At 61.0% G+C, this 16,228-nt stretch carries 15 protein-coding genes; 12 read left to right on the top strand and 3 right to left on the bottom strand.

Annotation, left to right across the window (positions count from 1 at the left end; genetic code table 11):
• Positions 1–20: 20 nt before the first annotated feature.
• From FHX16_RS02660 to FHX16_RS02635, 6 genes are all read left to right on the top strand, one after another.
• Complete coding sequence (locus tag FHX16_RS02660; protein ID WP_183860766.1) at positions 21–1,040, top strand: aldo/keto reductase; 1,020 nt, start codon at positions 21–23, stop codon at positions 1,038–1,040.
• Between the two features lie 9 nt (positions 1,041–1,049).
• Positions 1,050–1,496 (top strand): RbsD/FucU family protein, encoded by a 447-nt coding sequence (locus FHX16_RS02655; RefSeq protein ID WP_183860413.1) that lies wholly within the window; start codon positions 1,050–1,052, stop codon positions 1,494–1,496.
• 205 nt (positions 1,497–1,701) lie between these two features.
• Complete coding sequence (locus FHX16_RS02650; RefSeq protein WP_183860415.1) at positions 1,702–2,688, top strand: ABC transporter substrate-binding protein; 987 nt, start codon at positions 1,702–1,704, stop codon at positions 2,686–2,688.
• Between the two features lie 123 nt (positions 2,689–2,811).
• On the top strand, positions 2,812–4,359 hold the full coding sequence (locus FHX16_RS02645) for a sugar ABC transporter ATP-binding protein (protein ID WP_183860417.1): 1,548 nt from the start codon (positions 2,812–2,814) through the stop codon (positions 4,357–4,359).
• Between the two features lie 24 nt (positions 4,360–4,383).
• Positions 4,384–5,358: an ABC transporter permease gene (locus FHX16_RS02640; protein ID WP_183753083.1), complete on the top strand. Its 975-nt coding sequence runs from the start codon at positions 4,384–4,386 to the stop codon at positions 5,356–5,358.
• Positions 5,359–5,424: 66 nt separating this feature from the next.
• Positions 5,425–6,444 (top strand): zinc-binding alcohol dehydrogenase family protein, encoded by a 1,020-nt coding sequence (locus FHX16_RS02635; RefSeq protein WP_259126423.1) that lies wholly within the window; start codon positions 5,425–5,427, stop codon positions 6,442–6,444.
• Positions 6,445–6,473: 29 nt separating this feature from the next.
• Here the strand turns inward: FHX16_RS02635 and FHX16_RS02630 are convergent, their stop codons facing one another.
• Positions 6,474–7,196 carry a copper homeostasis protein CutC gene (locus tag FHX16_RS02630; RefSeq protein ID WP_183860420.1) on the bottom strand — a complete coding sequence of 241 codons (723 nt, stop codon included), beginning with the start codon at positions 7,194–7,196 and terminating at the stop codon, positions 6,474–6,476.
• 30 nt (positions 7,197–7,226) lie between these two features.
• Positions 7,227–8,420 (bottom strand): LysR family transcriptional regulator, encoded by a 1,194-nt coding sequence (locus FHX16_RS02625; RefSeq protein WP_183860422.1) that lies wholly within the window; start codon positions 8,418–8,420, stop codon positions 7,227–7,229.
• Between the two features lie 420 nt (positions 8,421–8,840).
• Between FHX16_RS02625 and FHX16_RS02620 the strand changes: the two genes are divergently transcribed.
• The 6 genes from FHX16_RS02620 to FHX16_RS02595 all read left to right on the top strand — a co-directional run bounded on the left by FHX16_RS02620 (position 8,841) and on the right by FHX16_RS02595 (position 15,571).
• Positions 8,841–9,749 carry an ABC transporter substrate-binding protein gene (locus FHX16_RS02620; RefSeq protein WP_183860424.1) on the top strand — a complete coding sequence of 303 codons (909 nt, stop codon included), beginning with the start codon at positions 8,841–8,843 and terminating at the stop codon, positions 9,747–9,749.
• Positions 9,750–9,814: 65 nt separating this feature from the next.
• Complete coding sequence (locus FHX16_RS02615) at positions 9,815–10,981, top strand: ABC transporter permease (RefSeq protein ID WP_259126422.1); 1,167 nt, start codon at positions 9,815–9,817, stop codon at positions 10,979–10,981.
• Entirely contained in the window at positions 10,978–11,922 is a 945-nt protein-coding gene (locus FHX16_RS02610; RefSeq protein ID WP_183860428.1) for an ABC transporter ATP-binding protein, read from the top strand. Before FHX16_RS02615 ends, FHX16_RS02610 begins: the two co-directional genes overlap by 4 nt.
• Positions 11,919–12,668 carry an ABC transporter permease gene (locus FHX16_RS02605; protein ID WP_183860430.1) on the top strand — a complete coding sequence of 250 codons (750 nt, stop codon included), beginning with the start codon at positions 11,919–11,921 and terminating at the stop codon, positions 12,666–12,668. The genes FHX16_RS02610 and FHX16_RS02605 overlap by 4 nt, the downstream gene beginning before the upstream one ends.
• A 47-nt stretch (positions 12,669–12,715) precedes the next feature.
• Complete coding sequence (locus FHX16_RS02600; protein WP_183860432.1) at positions 12,716–13,111, top strand: VOC family protein; 396 nt, start codon at positions 12,716–12,718, stop codon at positions 13,109–13,111.
• Between the two features lie 9 nt (positions 13,112–13,120).
• Positions 13,121–15,571, top strand: coding sequence for a glycoside hydrolase family 2 protein (locus FHX16_RS02595; RefSeq protein WP_183860434.1), 2,451 nt, complete (start codon positions 13,121–13,123; stop codon positions 15,569–15,571).
• Between the two features lie 116 nt (positions 15,572–15,687).
• Here the strand turns inward: FHX16_RS02595 and FHX16_RS02590 are convergent, their stop codons facing one another.
• Positions 15,688–16,080, bottom strand: a complete 393-nt coding sequence (locus FHX16_RS02590; protein ID WP_183753103.1) for a PRC-barrel domain-containing protein — start codon at positions 16,078–16,080, stop codon at positions 15,688–15,690.
• Positions 16,081–16,228: the final 148 nt, after the last annotated feature.

The following is a 16,228-nucleotide window of genomic DNA, read 5'->3' as shown; positions in this document are numbered from 1 at the left end:
AAGTCTTCAGAGGAGGAATGATGAAGACGAGGAGGATCGGCAGGACAGAGCTTGAGGTCACCGAAGTGAGCTTCGGTGGCGCCGCTCTCGGTGGCCTCTATCGGGCCTGCCCGCGCGAACAGGCCATGGAGACGCTCGAGGCTGCGTGGGCCAGCGGAATTCGCTACTTCGATGTCGCACCATGGTATGGCCTCGGCCTCGCCGAGCGTCGCTTCGGCGACTTCCTGCGCGACAAGCCGGAGAACGAATGGGTGCTGTCGACCAAAGTCGGCCGGCTTCTACGCCCAGTGCCGACGGGGACGGTCCCCGACTACAGCTATGTCAACCCGCTCTCCTTCGATGCCGACTACGACTATTCCTACGACGGCATCATGCGCTCGGTGGAGTTCAGCTACGCGCGTCTCGGACTGAACCGGATCGACATCCTCTATGTCCACGATCTTGGCGGATACACACATGGTGCGGCGAAAAACGCCGTTCTTCAGAAGCAGTTCCTGGACACCGGCATCAAGGCGCTTGAGGAACTGAAATCTTCCGGCGCGATCAAGGCCTTCGGGCTCGGCGTCAACGAGGTCCCGGTGTGCCTCGACGTCATGCACAACGCCGACATCGACTGCATCCTTATGGCAGGGCGCTATACGCTGCTCGACCGGTCTGCGGTTGCCGAGCTGCTGCCGCTCTGCCGGAAGAAGGGTACCTCGCTCGTGGTCGGGGGCGTCTTCAACTCCGGCATCCTGGCGACGGGCCCGGTGCCCGGGTCGCATTTCGACTATATGCCGGCGACGGACGACATTCTCGCCAAGGTCGGCGATATGGAGAAGATCGCCGCCAAATATGGCGTGCCGCTGGCTGCTCCGGCGTTGCAGTTTGCGCTCCAGGATCCAATCGTATCGTCCGTGCTGATCGGTACTGCAAAGGCTTCCAGCCTGACGCGCAACATGGCGCTTTTCGAGCCCGCTTTGCCGGACTCGATCTTCCCTGAATTCGACCCCCTGACGCTCGTCGCTCCGCCGCTCGGCGAAGACGCCGTGCGTGTTTGAGGACCTACCATGCTTAGAGGTATTCACCCCATTCTCAATCCCGACCTGCTCCGTGCGATTGCCCGCATGGGACATGGGGACGATATCGTCATCGCCGATGCCAATTTCCCTTCAAGCACCATGGGCCCGGAGGTCATTCGTGCAGACGGCGTCACCGCGACCGATATGGCCGAGGCCATCCTCACGCATTTTCCGCTCGACACCTTCGTGCCCGAGTCCGCATGGCGCATGGAGGTGGTGGGCGATCCGACCGCCGTGCCCGAAGTTTGCGCCGAGTTTCAGGAGATCGTGACAAGACGGGCCGGCGATTTCACGATTGCCTCGCTGGAACGCTTCGCCTTCTATGAGCGTGCGCGGACCGCTGCCTACATCGTGGCGACGACTGAATTCCGGTTGTATGGCAACTTGATTTTGAAGAAAGGCGTGGTCCATCCGCATGAAGTCTATCGCGGCTGACAGAACTTTAGCCAGCGATTGAACAACTGAAAAAACAATTACTTGGGGTGAAGAAAGAAACGATAATCAAGTCCGCCGCGCTACTTGCAATTTGACTTTCGCTCGGCTAGCTTCTGATGGTAATTGTTTTTTATCGATAAAAATCGCCCGCCTGCGTTCAGCGGTACGGTTTCTAGGAGGAGAACGCATCTTGGAGGAGAACCACATGCGCATGAAATCGATTCTCTCCCGCCGAGCCTTTACGGCTCTCGCGGGCGCCGCCGTTATCGCCACCGCAATGCCGGTGTCGTCGTTTGCGGCTGACGTGACGATCCCGATCATCGTCAAGGACACGACGTCCTTCTACTGGCAGATCGTTCTGGCCGGCGCCCGCAAGGCAGGTCAGGATCTCGGCGTCAACGTTCCGGAACTCGGCGCACAGGCCGAATCCGACATCAACGGCCAGATCAGCATTCTTGAGAACGCTGTTGCCGGCAAGCCGGCTGCAATCGTCATCTCGCCGACCGAGTTCAAGGCACTCGGCAAGCCGATCGACGAAGCTGCCAAGTCCGTTCCGATCATCGGCATCGACTCCGGCGCTGATTCCAAGGCCTTCAAATCGTTCCTGACAACCGACAACGTCCAGGGCGGACGTATCGCTGCTGACGGGCTTGCCGCTGCCATCAAGGAAATGACGGGCAAGGAAGAAGGCGAGGTCGTCATCCTCACCAACCTTCCGGGCGTCGGCTCTCTCGAGCAGCGCCGTGAAGGTTTCCTCGATCAGGTCAAGACGAAGCATCCTGGCCTGAAGGTCATCGCCGACAAGTACGGCGACGGTCAGGCAACGACCGGTCTCAACATGATGACCGACCTGATCACTGCCAATCCGAACCTTGTCGGCGTCTTCGCCTCGAACCTCATCCTCGGACAGGGTGTTGGCCAGGCGATCGCGGAAAACAAGCTCGGCGACAAGATCAAGGTCATCGCCTTCGACAGCGACGACAAGACGGTCGGCTTCCTCAAGGACGGCTCGCTTGCAGGTCTCGTCGTGCAGGATCCTTATCGCATGGGCTATGACGGCGTGAAAACCGCGCTCGCCGTATCCAAGGGCGAAAAAGTCGAAGAAAACGTCGACACCGGTGCAAACCTGGTCACCAAGGCCAACATGAGCGACCCGAAGATCGACGCTCTGCTGAACCCCAAGATCAAGTAAATAACATGACGGTGGCCGCGCGAGAGGAAATCCCGCGCGGCCTTTCCTTCACCTGTGTTATCGTCCGCCTGAGGAGTGCGGGCGGCCGGTGGAGAGACGGCAATTCGCGAGGAGGAAACGCCCATGAGCCTGGAAGAGGTCAGTCATCGCCACGATGACAGCGCCAAGCTGACGGAGGCAAACCGCATTCCTGCGGGCGCCCCGATCCTCGAACTCAAGGGACTCCAAAAAAATTACGGCTACGTCCAGGCGCTGAAACCAGCGACGGTGACGTTCCTGGCCGGTGAAATTCATGCGATCGTCGGCGAGAACGGCGCCGGTAAATCGACGCTCATCAAGCTTCTGACCGGCGTAATCACCAGAACGGCTGGCGAAATTCTCTGGTGCGGCCATCCGGTCGCCCTGGCGACGCCGAACGAGGCGATCGCACGCGGCATCAATGCCGTCCATCAGGAAGTCGTTCTCTGCCCGCATCTGACGGTCGCGGCCAACCTCTTTCTCGGCGACGAGGTCAACAAGTACGGCCTGATGCGCAAGAAAGAGATGGAGAGGATGGCACAGGCCGTCCTCGACGATCTCGGCTTCGGGCTCCCAGCCCATGTCCTGCTGAGCGATCTGACGATCGGCCAGCAGCAACTCGTCGCGACGGCACGCGCGGCAATGCGCGGCACGCAGTTCCTGATCTTCGACGAACCGACCGCCTACCTGACCCGCCAGGAATCGGCCCAGCTTTTCAAGCTGATCCGCCGTCTGCAGGGTGAGGGCGTCACCATCGTCTACATCAGCCACCGCATGGAAGAAGTGTTCGAGCTCGCCGACCGCGTTTCGGTGCTGCGCGACGGAACGCATGTCGGCACGCGCACGATCGGCGAGACGAACGAAGGCGAGCTGATCGCGCTGATGATCAACCGTTCGATCGAGCAGATCTACCACAAGGAAGAGATCCCGATCGGCGAAACGATCGTCGACGTGCGTGGGCTGTCCGGCCCCGGTTTCGAGAACGTGTCGCTCTCGGTCAAGGCCGGGCAGATTGTCGGCCTCTACGGCTTGATCGGCGCAGGGCGCAGCGAGTTCGCGCTTGGCCTCTACGGCAGAGAGAAAACGACCGGCGAGATCCATTGGATGGGCAAGAAGGTCGATATCAAGGATGAGCGCACTGCGATGGAACTTGGCATCGCGCTGGCACCTGAGAGCCGCCGCGACCAGGGACTTTGCCTCAACTTGCCGATCGGGCTGAACATCAACCTCCCCGTCTTCAAACGGCTGAGCAAAGGCCCCGTCATCAGCCACAGCGAGGAATCACAGAACGCCGACCAGCAGATTCGCGATCTCGCGATCAAGACGCCAAGCCGACGCGTTCTCGTCTCGGCCATGTCGGGCGGCAATCAGCAGAAGGTCGTCATCGGCAAGTGGCTGAGCCATGGCGCCCGGCTCTTCATCTTCGATGAGCCGACGGTGGGCGTCGATGTCGGCACGAAGGCGGAAATCTACCGGCTGTTTGCCAAGCTTCTGAAGCAGGGCGCCGGGATCATCCTGATCTCGTCCTATCTGCCGGAAGTTTATGAACTCGCGGACAGGCTGCACGTCTTCCGTCGCGGCCAGCTTGTTGCCAGCCACGACTTCCACGCGGCAACACATGAAGAAGTGCTCGGCGAAGCGATCGGCGTCTAAAAGAATAAGAGGGAGAGACCATCAATGACCGTAACCCCCACTGAGATCGCAGCGCCGCCGGCGCGCCGGAAAGTGAATATCCTCTTCGGCCTGACCCTTATCGGTCTCCTGGCGTTCCTCTGGATCCTTCTCGGCTTCGTGACCGCCAGCTTCTGGACGCCGCTGAACATCTCGAACCTGCTGCGCCAGGGCGCCATGACCGCCATTCTGGCGCTCGGGCAGACCTTCGTGATCATTACCGCCGGCATCGACCTCTCGGTCGGCGCGATCGTCGGTTTCTGCACCGTCATCCTCGCCTGGCTGCTGCAGGCGGGCGTGCCGGTTTGGGCCTCCATTCTCATCACCCTACTGATCGGCGTCGGTATCGGGGTGTTCCACGGCTTCGGCATCGTCAAGATGGGGTTGCCGCCGTTCATCATCACGCTGGCAACGCTGACCTCGCTGCGTGGTATCGGACTGCTGATCACCAATGGTTCGACGATCAACATCGTCAACGAGCCCTTCACGAACTTTGCCCGCGCCGACTTTCTCGGCGTGCCAAGCCTGTTCTGGATGGTCATTCTCGTTGCGGTCCCGTCCTATGTCTTCCTGCACTTGAGCCGTTGGGGGCGTTATCTCTTCGCCGTCGGTTCGAACCGCGAAGCGGCCCGCCTGTCGGGCGTGCGGGTGAACGGCATCATCTATCTTGCCTACATTCTCTCCGCGACGTTTGCGGCCTTCGTCGGCGTTCTCCTTGCCTCGCGTATCGCGATCGGCAACGCCACACAGGCGGACGGATGGGAACTGCAGGCAATCGCCTCGTCTGTCATCGGCGGCACCAGCCTGTTCGGCGCTGTCGGTTCGGTTCATGGACCACTGATCGGTGCATTCATTCTGGCAACCATCAACAACGGCGCGAACTTGCTCAACGTCAACTCGTTCTGGCAGCGCATCATCACCGGTTTGCTGATTATCGTGATCGTCTACTTCGATCAGCTGCGCCGCCGCCGCAACCCGTAAGCCGGCAGCGACATACGGAGCCGGCCCCACGGCCGGCTTCTTCCATTCCAGGAATGCGAGATCATCATGAAAGCAGTGCTCTGCAAAGAACCCGGTGTCCTCGAACTCGTGGAACGCCCTTCCCCTGCCGCGCCCGAAGCCGGTTGGGTAAGGCTTGCGGTCAGCCACGTCGGCATCTGCGGTACGGACTACCATATCTTCGAGGGCAAGCATCCGTTCCTGGAGTATCCCCGGGTGATGGGGCACGAGATTTCGGCGACGATTCTGGAAGCCGGCGACGGGGTTGCCATGGCGGTCGGTTCACCTGTCATCGTCAACCCCTATCTTTCTTGTGGCATCTGCGTCGCCTGCCGTCAGGGCAAACCGAATTGCTGCACGAGCATCAAGGTCCTTGGCGTCCATACCGACGGAGCCTTCTGCGAGGAAATCACCGTTCCAGCCAGCAATCTTTATGCTGCGAACGGCGTGAGCCTTGAAGCGGCAGCAACCACCGAATTTCTGGCGATCGGCGCCCATGCGGTTCGCCGTTCGATGGCGCCAGCCGGATCGCGCTCCCTTGTCATCGGCGCCGGTCCGATCGGGCTGGGCGCGGCGATCTTCTCGCGGATTGCGGGACATGATGTGACCTTGCTCGATACCAGCCGAGAGCGTTTGCAGATGGCTGCGGATCGTTTCGGCTTCTCCTCAGGCATCCTCGCCGGGGAAGGCGTCGCCGAAGCGGTCAAGGTGAAGACCGACGGCGATGGTTTCGACGTCGTCTTCGATGCGACCGGCTATGGCCCATCCATGGAGAAAGCCTTCAGCTTTGTCGCCCATGGCGGCGCGCTGGTGCTGGTCAGCGTCGTCAAGGACGACATCCGCTTCTCCGATCCTGAGTTTCACAAGCGGGAAATGATGGTGATCGGCAGCCGCAACGCGACCCGATTGGATTTCGAGCATGTGGCGGACTCGATTGCCAAGGGCCTTGTCCCGGTCGACAAGCTGATCACGCATCGAACGACATTGGCGAATGCACCACGAGACCTGGCACGCTGGGCACACGAAAAAGGCGGGCTGATCAAGGCCGTGATCAAGATCGGCACCTAAGCCATCCCAATGCCTACGCTGGCGAACGATCAGGCTGCGTCGATCGCTGCCCGCATCTGGCGGACGACGCTGGCATCCGTCCGGTTTGTCGCTGCAGCCTCAAAGCCGAAGGCGACGGCGCGCGGATCGAGACTCTCGACCGGCGAACTGCAGGAGGCGTGAACCTCGCTTGTTCCGGTGGCCCGCAGGAACTCAGCAACGTTGCCGGGCCGTACGCCACTACCCGGCATGATGGCGATACGGCCGGCGGCCTTGCGGGAGAGACGGCTCAGCGTCTCCAGGCCATCGATTGCCTTCGGCACACAGCCGGATGTCAGGATGCGCTCGCAGCCAAGCTCGATCGCCTGCTCCAATGCCGCATCGGCATCCGGCACAAGATCGAAGGCGCGATGGAGTGTTGATCCAAGCCCCTCGGCGCGGGCTTTCAGCCGGCTGATCAGCGGCACATCAAGCGTGCCGTCCTTGCGATTGGCACCGATGACGACGCCGGCTAGGCCGAAGGCACGCACGGCATCGATGTCGGTCATCATCGCTTCTTCGTCGGCCGCATCGAACACGAAGGGGCCGGCATGCGGGCGGATCATTGCATAGACCGGAATAGGCGCCGCAGCTGCGGCTTTCATCAGGCCCGCGACGGGCGTCAATCCGCCCAGTTCCAGGGCCGAGCAGAGTTCGATGCGGTTGGCGCCGCCGGCAATTGCTGCCGCAAGACCTTGCGGGCTGTCCACGCACACTTCCAGCAAAACACTCACGCTCGAATCTCCTTGTCCGCCGCTGTCTCTTTAAGCGAAGGCGCGCTCTTGTGCGACGGGTTCGGCGATTATTTTGGCAATGGCCGCTGTTATCATGGCGCTTGCGTCAGCCGAAGCTTTCCGATGGTTGAAGGCGACATGATAAGACATCGGGATGGACTCCTCGAGTTCGACGATGCGAACTTTGTCGGCAATGGGCATGGCGCTGACGCGGCCTAGAAACGAGATGTAGCCATGGTTGGCGACAAGGTCGACGATCACGGGCAGGGAGTCGGCCGCGGTAATGTCCTGATTGCGGTGCCTGCGATTGGCGGTGCGCTCATGGCTGAGCGCCATTGCGGCGTGCCCAAGCCCTGTTCGAGAACTCGGCGTGCAGATCGCGTGACCTTCGACGAGCTCGGCCACCGTCCGTTCGCGGCTCTGGGGCGGTGCGATGAGGACCATGTCGGTCTTCAGCAACTCTCGATGCTGGAAGTGCTCCAGACCGAAAACGGAGTCGAGAATGGCAACGTCGATCCGGCCGGACTTCAAAGCCTCCCGCAAGTCATCCGCCGTCATCAGAACCAGAGACAGCGCATTCTTACTGCGGCGGGCGTTCCATTCGGCGACAAGGGCCCCGAGGCACCGCGCGACCCAGCTTTCCGATCCTGTCGGAATGATCGAACCGATGCGCAGCGCCCGCGCCGTGCGCTGATAGCGTTCGTCGGCGGTCGCTTTCAGATCATTCCACTCCTGCGTGACGGCCTGGAAAATGGCGTAGACCCGGCCGCCCTGCTCGGTCAGCGCCGAGCCGTTGGCTTGGCGCTCGAAGAGGCGATGACCCAGCGCCTTTTCCAAAGTCGCGATCTGAAGCGAAAGCTGCGGCTGACCAAGTTTCAGCCGTCGCGCCGCCCGGTTGATGCTGCCTTGGTCGGCGACCTCCAGAAATCGCTCCATCGTGGCGATCTTGATCGGCAGACGCGCCGGTTCGCCGGTCCCGATCCAATTTGCCAGTTCTTCGGCTGACTGTACGATCGGGGCGAGCTTTTCGCGCACGTCGTTGCTGGCGAGAAGCGTGGTTAGCTCACCGGAGCTGCGCTCCGTCAGCTTGAGCGCAAGCTCGGTCTCGAGATTGCGGACCGCCGTCGAGACCGTCGATGCTGCAAGCGAAAGGCTGCGCGCCGTCTCTCTGACCGAGCCGGATGCGAGCACGTGACTGGCGACAAACAACGTGCCGAGCTGCAATCGTTTTCTCCGTAACAATATGAAAAATCGAACGATATGGTGTGTTCGCGAAAAAAGATATCCCTGTCGCAAAATCAGACCGGTATCGTTCTCATCAAGAACAAAACCGGGTTGGACAGTAGAAGCACTGAAGAGCACCGGACATCTGCGGAAACACGCAAGGGAACAAAAACAAATCGCTGCAGCGACGGAAAAGGAAATGCATTTTCGCGCAAGCATTTGCATTCACCGCCATAATCGCGCCGCGAACGCAAAACTGGAGAGGCTTGCATCGATTTTTCGAACGCGAACGCTATTTCCATGACGCACGTATTTCCGGCATGATCGCAGCCAGGCTGCTTTCGCCGGTGATTTTATACGTGAAAGGCTCCCGCCGGGGCCTGCCACGAGGTCAAACGGTGTAAATCAAGGGGACAATCCATGTTGAAGAAATTCGCTCTTGCCGTCTCGCTTTCCGCATTTGCGGCAGGTGCGGCCCATGCTGCAGACGTCGTCGTTTCATCCAAAATCGATACTGAAGGCACGCTGCTCGGCAACGTGATCGTGCTCGCGCTCAATGCAAACGGCATCAAGACGCAGGACCGCGTTGCGCTTGGGACGACGCCGGTTCTTCGCAAGGCAATCACCGCAGGCGAAATCGACATCTATCCGGAATATACCGGCAATGCCGGCTTCTTCTTCAACAAGGCCGACGATGCAGCCTGGAAGAACCTGCAGCAGGGCTACGACCTCGCCAAGAAGCTCGACTACGACGCCAACAAGATCGTCTGGCTGACGCCCTCCCCGGCCAATAACACCTGGGCGCTCGCTGTACGCAACGACGTCGCCGGCCCGAACAACCTGAAGACCATGTCGGACTTCGGCAAGTGGGTCTCCGGCGGTGGCGCTGCCAAGCTTGTGGCTTCCGCCGAATTCGTCAACTCGGCCGGCGCGCTTCCGGCATTCCAGACGACCTACGGCTTCACGCTGAAGCCGGACCAGGAAATCGTCCTTTCGGGCGGTGACACGGCCGCGACCATCAAGGCGGCAGCCGACCAGACGAACGGCGCCAACACCGCCATGGTCTATGGCACCGACGGCGCGATTCAGGCTGCGGAACTGACGGTCCTGGAAGACGACAAGAACGTCCAGCAGGTCTATGCGCCCACCGCGATCATCCGCGAGGAGGTGCTGAAGGCAAACCCGAAGATCGAGGAAGTGCTCGCCCCAATCTTCAAGAGCCTGAACGCCGACGAACTGCGCAAGCTGAACGGCAAGATCCAGGTCGACGGCGAGCCGGCGAAATCGGTTGCCGAAGGCTACCTGAAGGAAAAGGGCTTCCTGAAGTAATCTCGTTGCCAGACGCTCCGCCTGTTCGCGGGCGGAGCAGCCTTTCGACCGGACAGGATGGATCGATGGAAGAAACCTTAGCGGTCCGCAAACTGGACCGGCTTGGCGTGGTGCTGGTGACGGCAGGTGTCGTTGCAACTGCGCTCCTGCCCTTCATCTATGTGAAGGCAAACCGCATCGCCGCCGGAAAGCCCCTGCTGCTGACGCAGCTGCTCAATCAACCCTCCGCCATCATCCTGACAATTCTGCTTATCGTCACCGCTCTGGCCGTTCTGTTTCTGCAAAATGCGATGCTGCGGCTGGTGGTTTCGACCCTCTGTTTTGCAGCCCTGCTGGCGACCATCGGTTTTGCTGCCTCGGCCTTCACCCCGCCCAACAGCAATGCCGCGCGCATGACGCCGGGCGGTGGGTTCTGGGTGCTGTTTGCGGTGATCGGGCTCATCGTCTCGGATGCTCTTGTGAAGATCAAGCTGACCCCGTGGATGCGCATTGCGGCGCTTGTTATATACACTGGCTTGCTCGGCATCTTCCTTGCGTCCGGACTGCTCGACGATCTCTCTATCATGAAGGAATTCGCGACCCGATCCGCTCAGTTCTGGACGGAAGCGCTCGCTCATTTGCTGCTGGCGTTCGGCTCGCTGGCGATCGCCATCGTCATCGGCCTGCCGCTAGGTATCCTGTGCTTTTGGGTTCCAAAGTTACGCGCCGTCGTGCTGCAGGGCCTTAGCCTGATCCAGACGATCCCGAGCCTCGCGCTCTTCGGCATCCTGATGCTGCCGCTCGGCTACCTCGCGACGCATGTGCCCGCCGCGGCCTCGATCGGCATTCGCGGCATCGGAGCCGCGCCGGCGTTGATCGCGCTTGTCCTCTATTCGCTGTTGCCGATCGTCGCCAACACCGTCGTCGGTCTGCAGGGCGTAGATCCCTCGGTGCGTGATGCCGCGGCGGGCATGGGATTGACGCGCCGCCAGATTTTGACCGGCATCGACCTGCCGCTTGCCTTTCCGGTCATCCTCACCGGCATCCGCATCGTCCTGGTGCAGGCGATCGGCCTGGTGACGGTCGCGGCTCTGATCGGCGGTGGCGGCTTCGGCATCTTCATCTTCCAGGGGCTTGGTCAAACGGCCATGGACCTCGTTCTGCTCGGCGCCGTGCCGACCGTTTTCTTCGCCTTCTCTTCGGCCGTCATCCTCGATGCGGTCATCGACAGCATACGGGGATCCGCCGCATGAGCATGATCGAAATCAGGAACGTCACCAAGCGCTACGGCACGGCGACCGTGGTCGACAGCGTCTCGATGGCTGTGGAGAAGGGTTCGATCACCGTCGTTGTCGGCACCTCCGGCTCGGGTAAATCGACGCTCATGCGGATGATCAACCGGCTTGTGCCGATCACGTCGGGCGAGATCTTCGTCGGTGGCCAGAACATCATGGACGTGCCTGTGACCGAGTTGCGCCGCAAGATCGGCTATGCGATCCAGGGGCACGGCCTTTTTCCGCACCGGACCGTTGCGCAAAACATCGCGACGGTGCCGCAGCTCCTCGGCTGGGATACGGTGAAAGTCAACGACCGCGTCGAGGAACTGCTCGGCCTGTTCAACCTCGATCCCGCGACATTTGCCGAGAAATACCCACACCAGCTGTCCGGCGGCCAGCAGCAGCGAGTCGGCGTTGCGCGGGCCCTCGCCGCGGAACCGGAACTGCTGCTGATGGACGAGCCGTTCGGTGCGCTCGATCCCGTCATCCGCGGCAAGGCGCAGGACGATCTATTGGCGATCCAGAAGCAGTTCGGTACAACCGTCGTCCTCGTGACGCACGACATGGACGAAGCCTTCCATCTTGGCAACCAGATCGCCGTGATGAGCGCCGGCAAGCTGCTGCAATGCTCTGCACCCGAAAAGATCCTGACTGAGCCGGCGGACCCCTTTGTACAGCAGTTGACCGGCACCTCCGACCGGGCGCTGAAGCTGATGTCGCTGCTGCCGCTGAGGGAAAGCATGGAGCCGGCAAAGTCAGGCCTGGCTTACGCATTACCGCAATCGCTCAGCTTGCGCGACGCCCTGGCCGAGATGATCTGGCAGGGCGTTGACGAAGCCGCGGTTCAAAACGCGGACAAGGCACCTGTTGGCTCTATCTCTATGACCAGACTGCTCGAACTGGGCCGCAAAGCATGAGGCTCGTCTTTGCGAACCTCTTTCGCGTTGGCGCGCTGGTATTGCTGCTGATCCTGTTGTTCAGGACGGAGTGGCTGTCGTTCCTGCTCGTGCCGTTGACGAGCAACAATGCGCCGGCAGTCTATACCCAAAACAGCCTTCCGCAGCTTGCCGCTTCGCATCTCTTCCTCGTGGCGATCTCGATCGTCGGCAGCGCCGTTCTGGCGATCCTCGGCGGCATCTTTGTCACCCGCAAGAGCGGTGAGGACTTCCTGCCGTTGTCCCGGGCGATCGCCAGTGCCGGCCAGACTTTCCCGCCGGTGGCGGTGCTCGCCCTTGCCGTACCCGCGACCGGCTTCGGCGCCGGACCGACCTTGATCGCCCTCTTTCTCTATGGCCTACTGCCGATCTTCGAGAACACCGTCTCTGGCCTCAAGCAGGTGTCTCCCTCGGTGCTCGATGCCGCCGACGGCATGGGCATGAATGGTACACAGCGGCTCTTTCAGGTGGAATTGCCGCTCGCCCTGCCGCTGATCCTCGAGGGCTTGAAGATTGCGACCGTCATCAATATCGGCACGGCAACGATCGGCTCGACGGTGGCCGCCAAGGGCCTCGGCGAAGTCATCATCGCCGGGCTGATCTCCGACAACACCGCCTTCATCCTCCAGGGCGGCCTGATCGTCGGCCTGATGGCGGTGCTGATCTATGACGCGATGGGGCTGATCGAAAACGCCATCACTGAAAGAATTGGCTTGCGCCCGGCATGAGGCGGCGGCTACCAAGGCTGCCGTGATATCGGCAATGGGAGGCAGCTTTGGCCAAGATGATTCACTCCATGATCCGCGTCCTCGACGAGGCGCGTTCGGTCGAGTTCTATGGCAAGGTGCTCGGCCTCAAGGTCGCCGATCGCATCGACTTCGACACCTTCACCCTGATTTACATGAGCAATGACGAGACCGGCTTCGAGCTGGAGCTGACGGTCAACAAGGGGCGCAGCGAGCCCTATGATCTCGGCAACGGCTATGGGCATCTGGCCCTCTCCGTCCAGGAGGTCGAGGTGGAGCACAAGCGCCTGACCGAGGCCGGCCTGAACCCCGGCAAGATCGTCGAGCTCAATCGCGACGGCAAGCTGCTGGCGCTGTTCTTCTTCATCACCGATCCCGACGGCTACAAGATCGAAGTCCTGCAGCGTCACGGCCGTTATCTCTAAGAGTTTCTCATGATCGAAAAGACCGAACTGAACCGGGGCTGGACGCTCTCCTGCAACGTTACAGGTCGACGCGACCTGCCTGCTGAAATTCCGGCACAGGTACCCGGCTACGTGCATCTCGACCTGCTCGCCAACCGACTCATCCCCGATCCCTATCTCGACGTCAACGAGATCACCAACGACTGGATCGGCAAGGAAGACTGGACCTATCGCTGCAGCTTCGATGCATCGCCGGATGCCGGGAAGGTCCAGGAACTGGTGTTCGAAGGCCTCGATACCGTCGCGACGATCGTGCTGAACGGCGAGGAGCTCGGCCGCACCTTCAACATGCACCGCATCTATCGCTTCGACGTGTCGGAGCGGCTCAAGCAAGGTGCGAACGAGCTGGTCGTGACCTTCCGCTCCGCTTACGCCTACGGCGCCGAGATGGAGGCGCATTACGGCTATCGCCCGAACAATTATCCCGGCCCCGGCAACCTGATGCGCAAGATGGCCTGCAACTTCGGCTGGGACTGGGGTCCGACGCTGGTGACAGCGGGGATCTGGAAGCCGGCGCGGCTGGAAAGCTGGGAGCGAGCCCGACTTGCGGAGACACGGGTTTCGGCGACGCTTGCCGGCGGCGACGGGCGCGTGACAGTTCGTGCAAGCGTCGAGCGCCAAGACGGCGTTCCGGCAAAACTTGTTGCAACCCTCGCCGGCGTCAGCCATGTCGCCGAACTCCCGGAGGGAGCTGACGAGGTCGAGTTCCAGCTGACCGTTCCCTCGCCGCAGATCTGGTGGCCGCACCATCTTGGCGCCCAGCCGCTCTATCCGCTGCAAATCGAATTGCGGGACGGCGTAAGCTATGACTTACTCGACAGTTATTCGAAGGAGATCGGCTTTCGTTCGGTTCGGCTCGATACGGCTCCAGACGAACACGGCTCCGCCTTCACCTTCGTCATCAACGACGTGCCGCTTTTCGTCTGCGGCGCGAACTGGATTCCTGACGATTGCTTCCCGTCGCGGGTAACGGTCGAGCGCTACGTTTCCCGCATCGAGGAGGCGAAAGCTGCGAACATCAACCTGCTGCGCGTCTGGGGCGGCGGCATCTTCGAGCGCGACGAATTCTACGAGGCCTGCGACCGCGCCGGCATGCTCGTCTGGCAGGATTTCCTGTTTGCCTGTGCCTCCTATCCGGAAGAAGAACCCTTGCGCAGCGAGGTCGAAGCCGAGGTCCGCGACAACGTCGTGCGCCTGATGCCGCATCCGTCGCTGATCGTCTGGAACGGCAATAACGAGAACATCTGGGGTTTCGACGAATGGGGCTGGCGGCCTATCATCAAGGAGGGCGTGAGCTGGGGGCTCGGCTACTATCTCGACGTCCTGCCGAAGCTCTGCGCCGAGCTGGATCCCGATCGGCCGTACTATCCCGGTAGCCCCTACTCCGGGACGATGGAGATCGAGCCCAACGCCGATGAGCACGGCTGCAAGCATATCTGGGACGTCTGGAACGACGTCGGCTACGAGATCTATCGCAACTACATCCCGCGCTTCTGCTCCGAATTCGGCTGGCAGGCGCCGCCGAACTGGGCGACGATCGAAGAAAGCGTGCACGACGCGCCGCTGACGCCGGTTTCCAACGGCGTGTTCCATCATCAGAAGGCCACCCAAGGCAATGACAAGCTGATCCGCGGCCTTGCCGGGCATCTGCCTGTGCCGCAGACGATGGACGACTGGCACTTCGCAACACAGCTGAACCAGGCACGCGCCATCCGCTTTGCGATCGAGCACATGCGCTCGCATCGCGACATCTGCAAAGGTGCCGTCGTCTGGCAGTTCAACGATTGCTGGCCGGTGACGTCCTGGGCAGCACTCGATTCAGCGGGACGGCGCAAGCCGCTCTGGTATGCAATGCAGCAGGCATTCGATCCCAGGCTGCTGACGATCCAGCCACGCAACGGTGGACTGGCAGCCGTCGCCGTCAACGAACGCACGCTGTTCTGGCGCTCGAAAATATCAGGCAAACGGCTGCGGCTTGACGGAACGGTACTGGCCGAATTCGAGTTCTGGCGGCTGCTCTGCGACCGGTTTGAGGCGAAGGAGTTTCCGCTGTCGGCCGATGTCGCAACGCCGGATGATGCCGGTAACGAGCTCATCGTCGTGCAGATGCTTGACCGGCGCGCCTTCCACTATTTCGCCGAGGACTTTGATTTGAAGCTCCCGGCACCGCGGGCGTCGATCGAGCTTAGCGCCACCACGGAAGGATATGCTGTGACAATTACGGCACAGACCTTCCTTAAGGATCTCTGCCTCATGGCCGACCGGCTCGATCCTGATGCAGTCGTCGATTCCATGCTGGTCACGTTGCTTCCGGGTGAAAGCCACACATTCGCGCTGCGCACTGCAAAAGCGTTCTCGGCAGGCGATATCGCACTTGGCACAGTGCTGCGCTCAGCCAACGACCTCGTTGCCAGAAGCTGAAAAGGCCCCGTCCGCGACGGGGCCCATCCAGGTCGTTTTACCACGCCGCGCGTCAGAAGGCGCGTTGGCGCAGCGCATGTACGCGCGATCGATGGATCGCACGTGAGCGGACGACGTTACATCCAGTAGGGCGGCACGCCGTAGTAATCATACACTCGGCGGCCATTATCGTTGTACCAGGTGTCGTCATCATCCGCATAGCTCGGCGCGCCTTCGATCTGCTCCTTCGTCAGGTCGATGCGATAGCCGTCCAGCTGGGTGTCGTAGCTCAGCTTTTCCCACGGCAGTGGATAGTGATCGTGGCCAATACCCAAGAAACCGCCGAACTCAAGCACGGCGTAGGCAACGCGGCCGTCCCGCTTGCCGAGGATCAATCGTTCGATCGAACCGATATGCTTGCCATCGGCTCCATAGACGCGGGTGCCTTCCACGCGGTCGCTGGCAATCAGCGTCGGAGTATCCTTCACGTTCGGGTCACGGCGGGTGTTGTCAGCGTCCTGATGCAGCATGGTGCACCTCCTTTTGGTTTTCCTCGTGGTTGGTCCACGCATAAAAACGCTACCCCGAACTCGATGTTCCCAACTTTACTCACGACAACCGCAGACGCTGCGTTATTGACGTTTACGTTAAGGTTAGTGTAGCTCTATTCTCAGCTTG

It is taken from the genome of Rhizobium sp. BK661 (assembly GCF_024808825.1).
Classification (GTDB): Bacteria; Pseudomonadota; Alphaproteobacteria; order Rhizobiales; family Rhizobiaceae; genus Rhizobium.
This window is presented reverse-complemented; position numbering and strand designations above follow the sequence as displayed.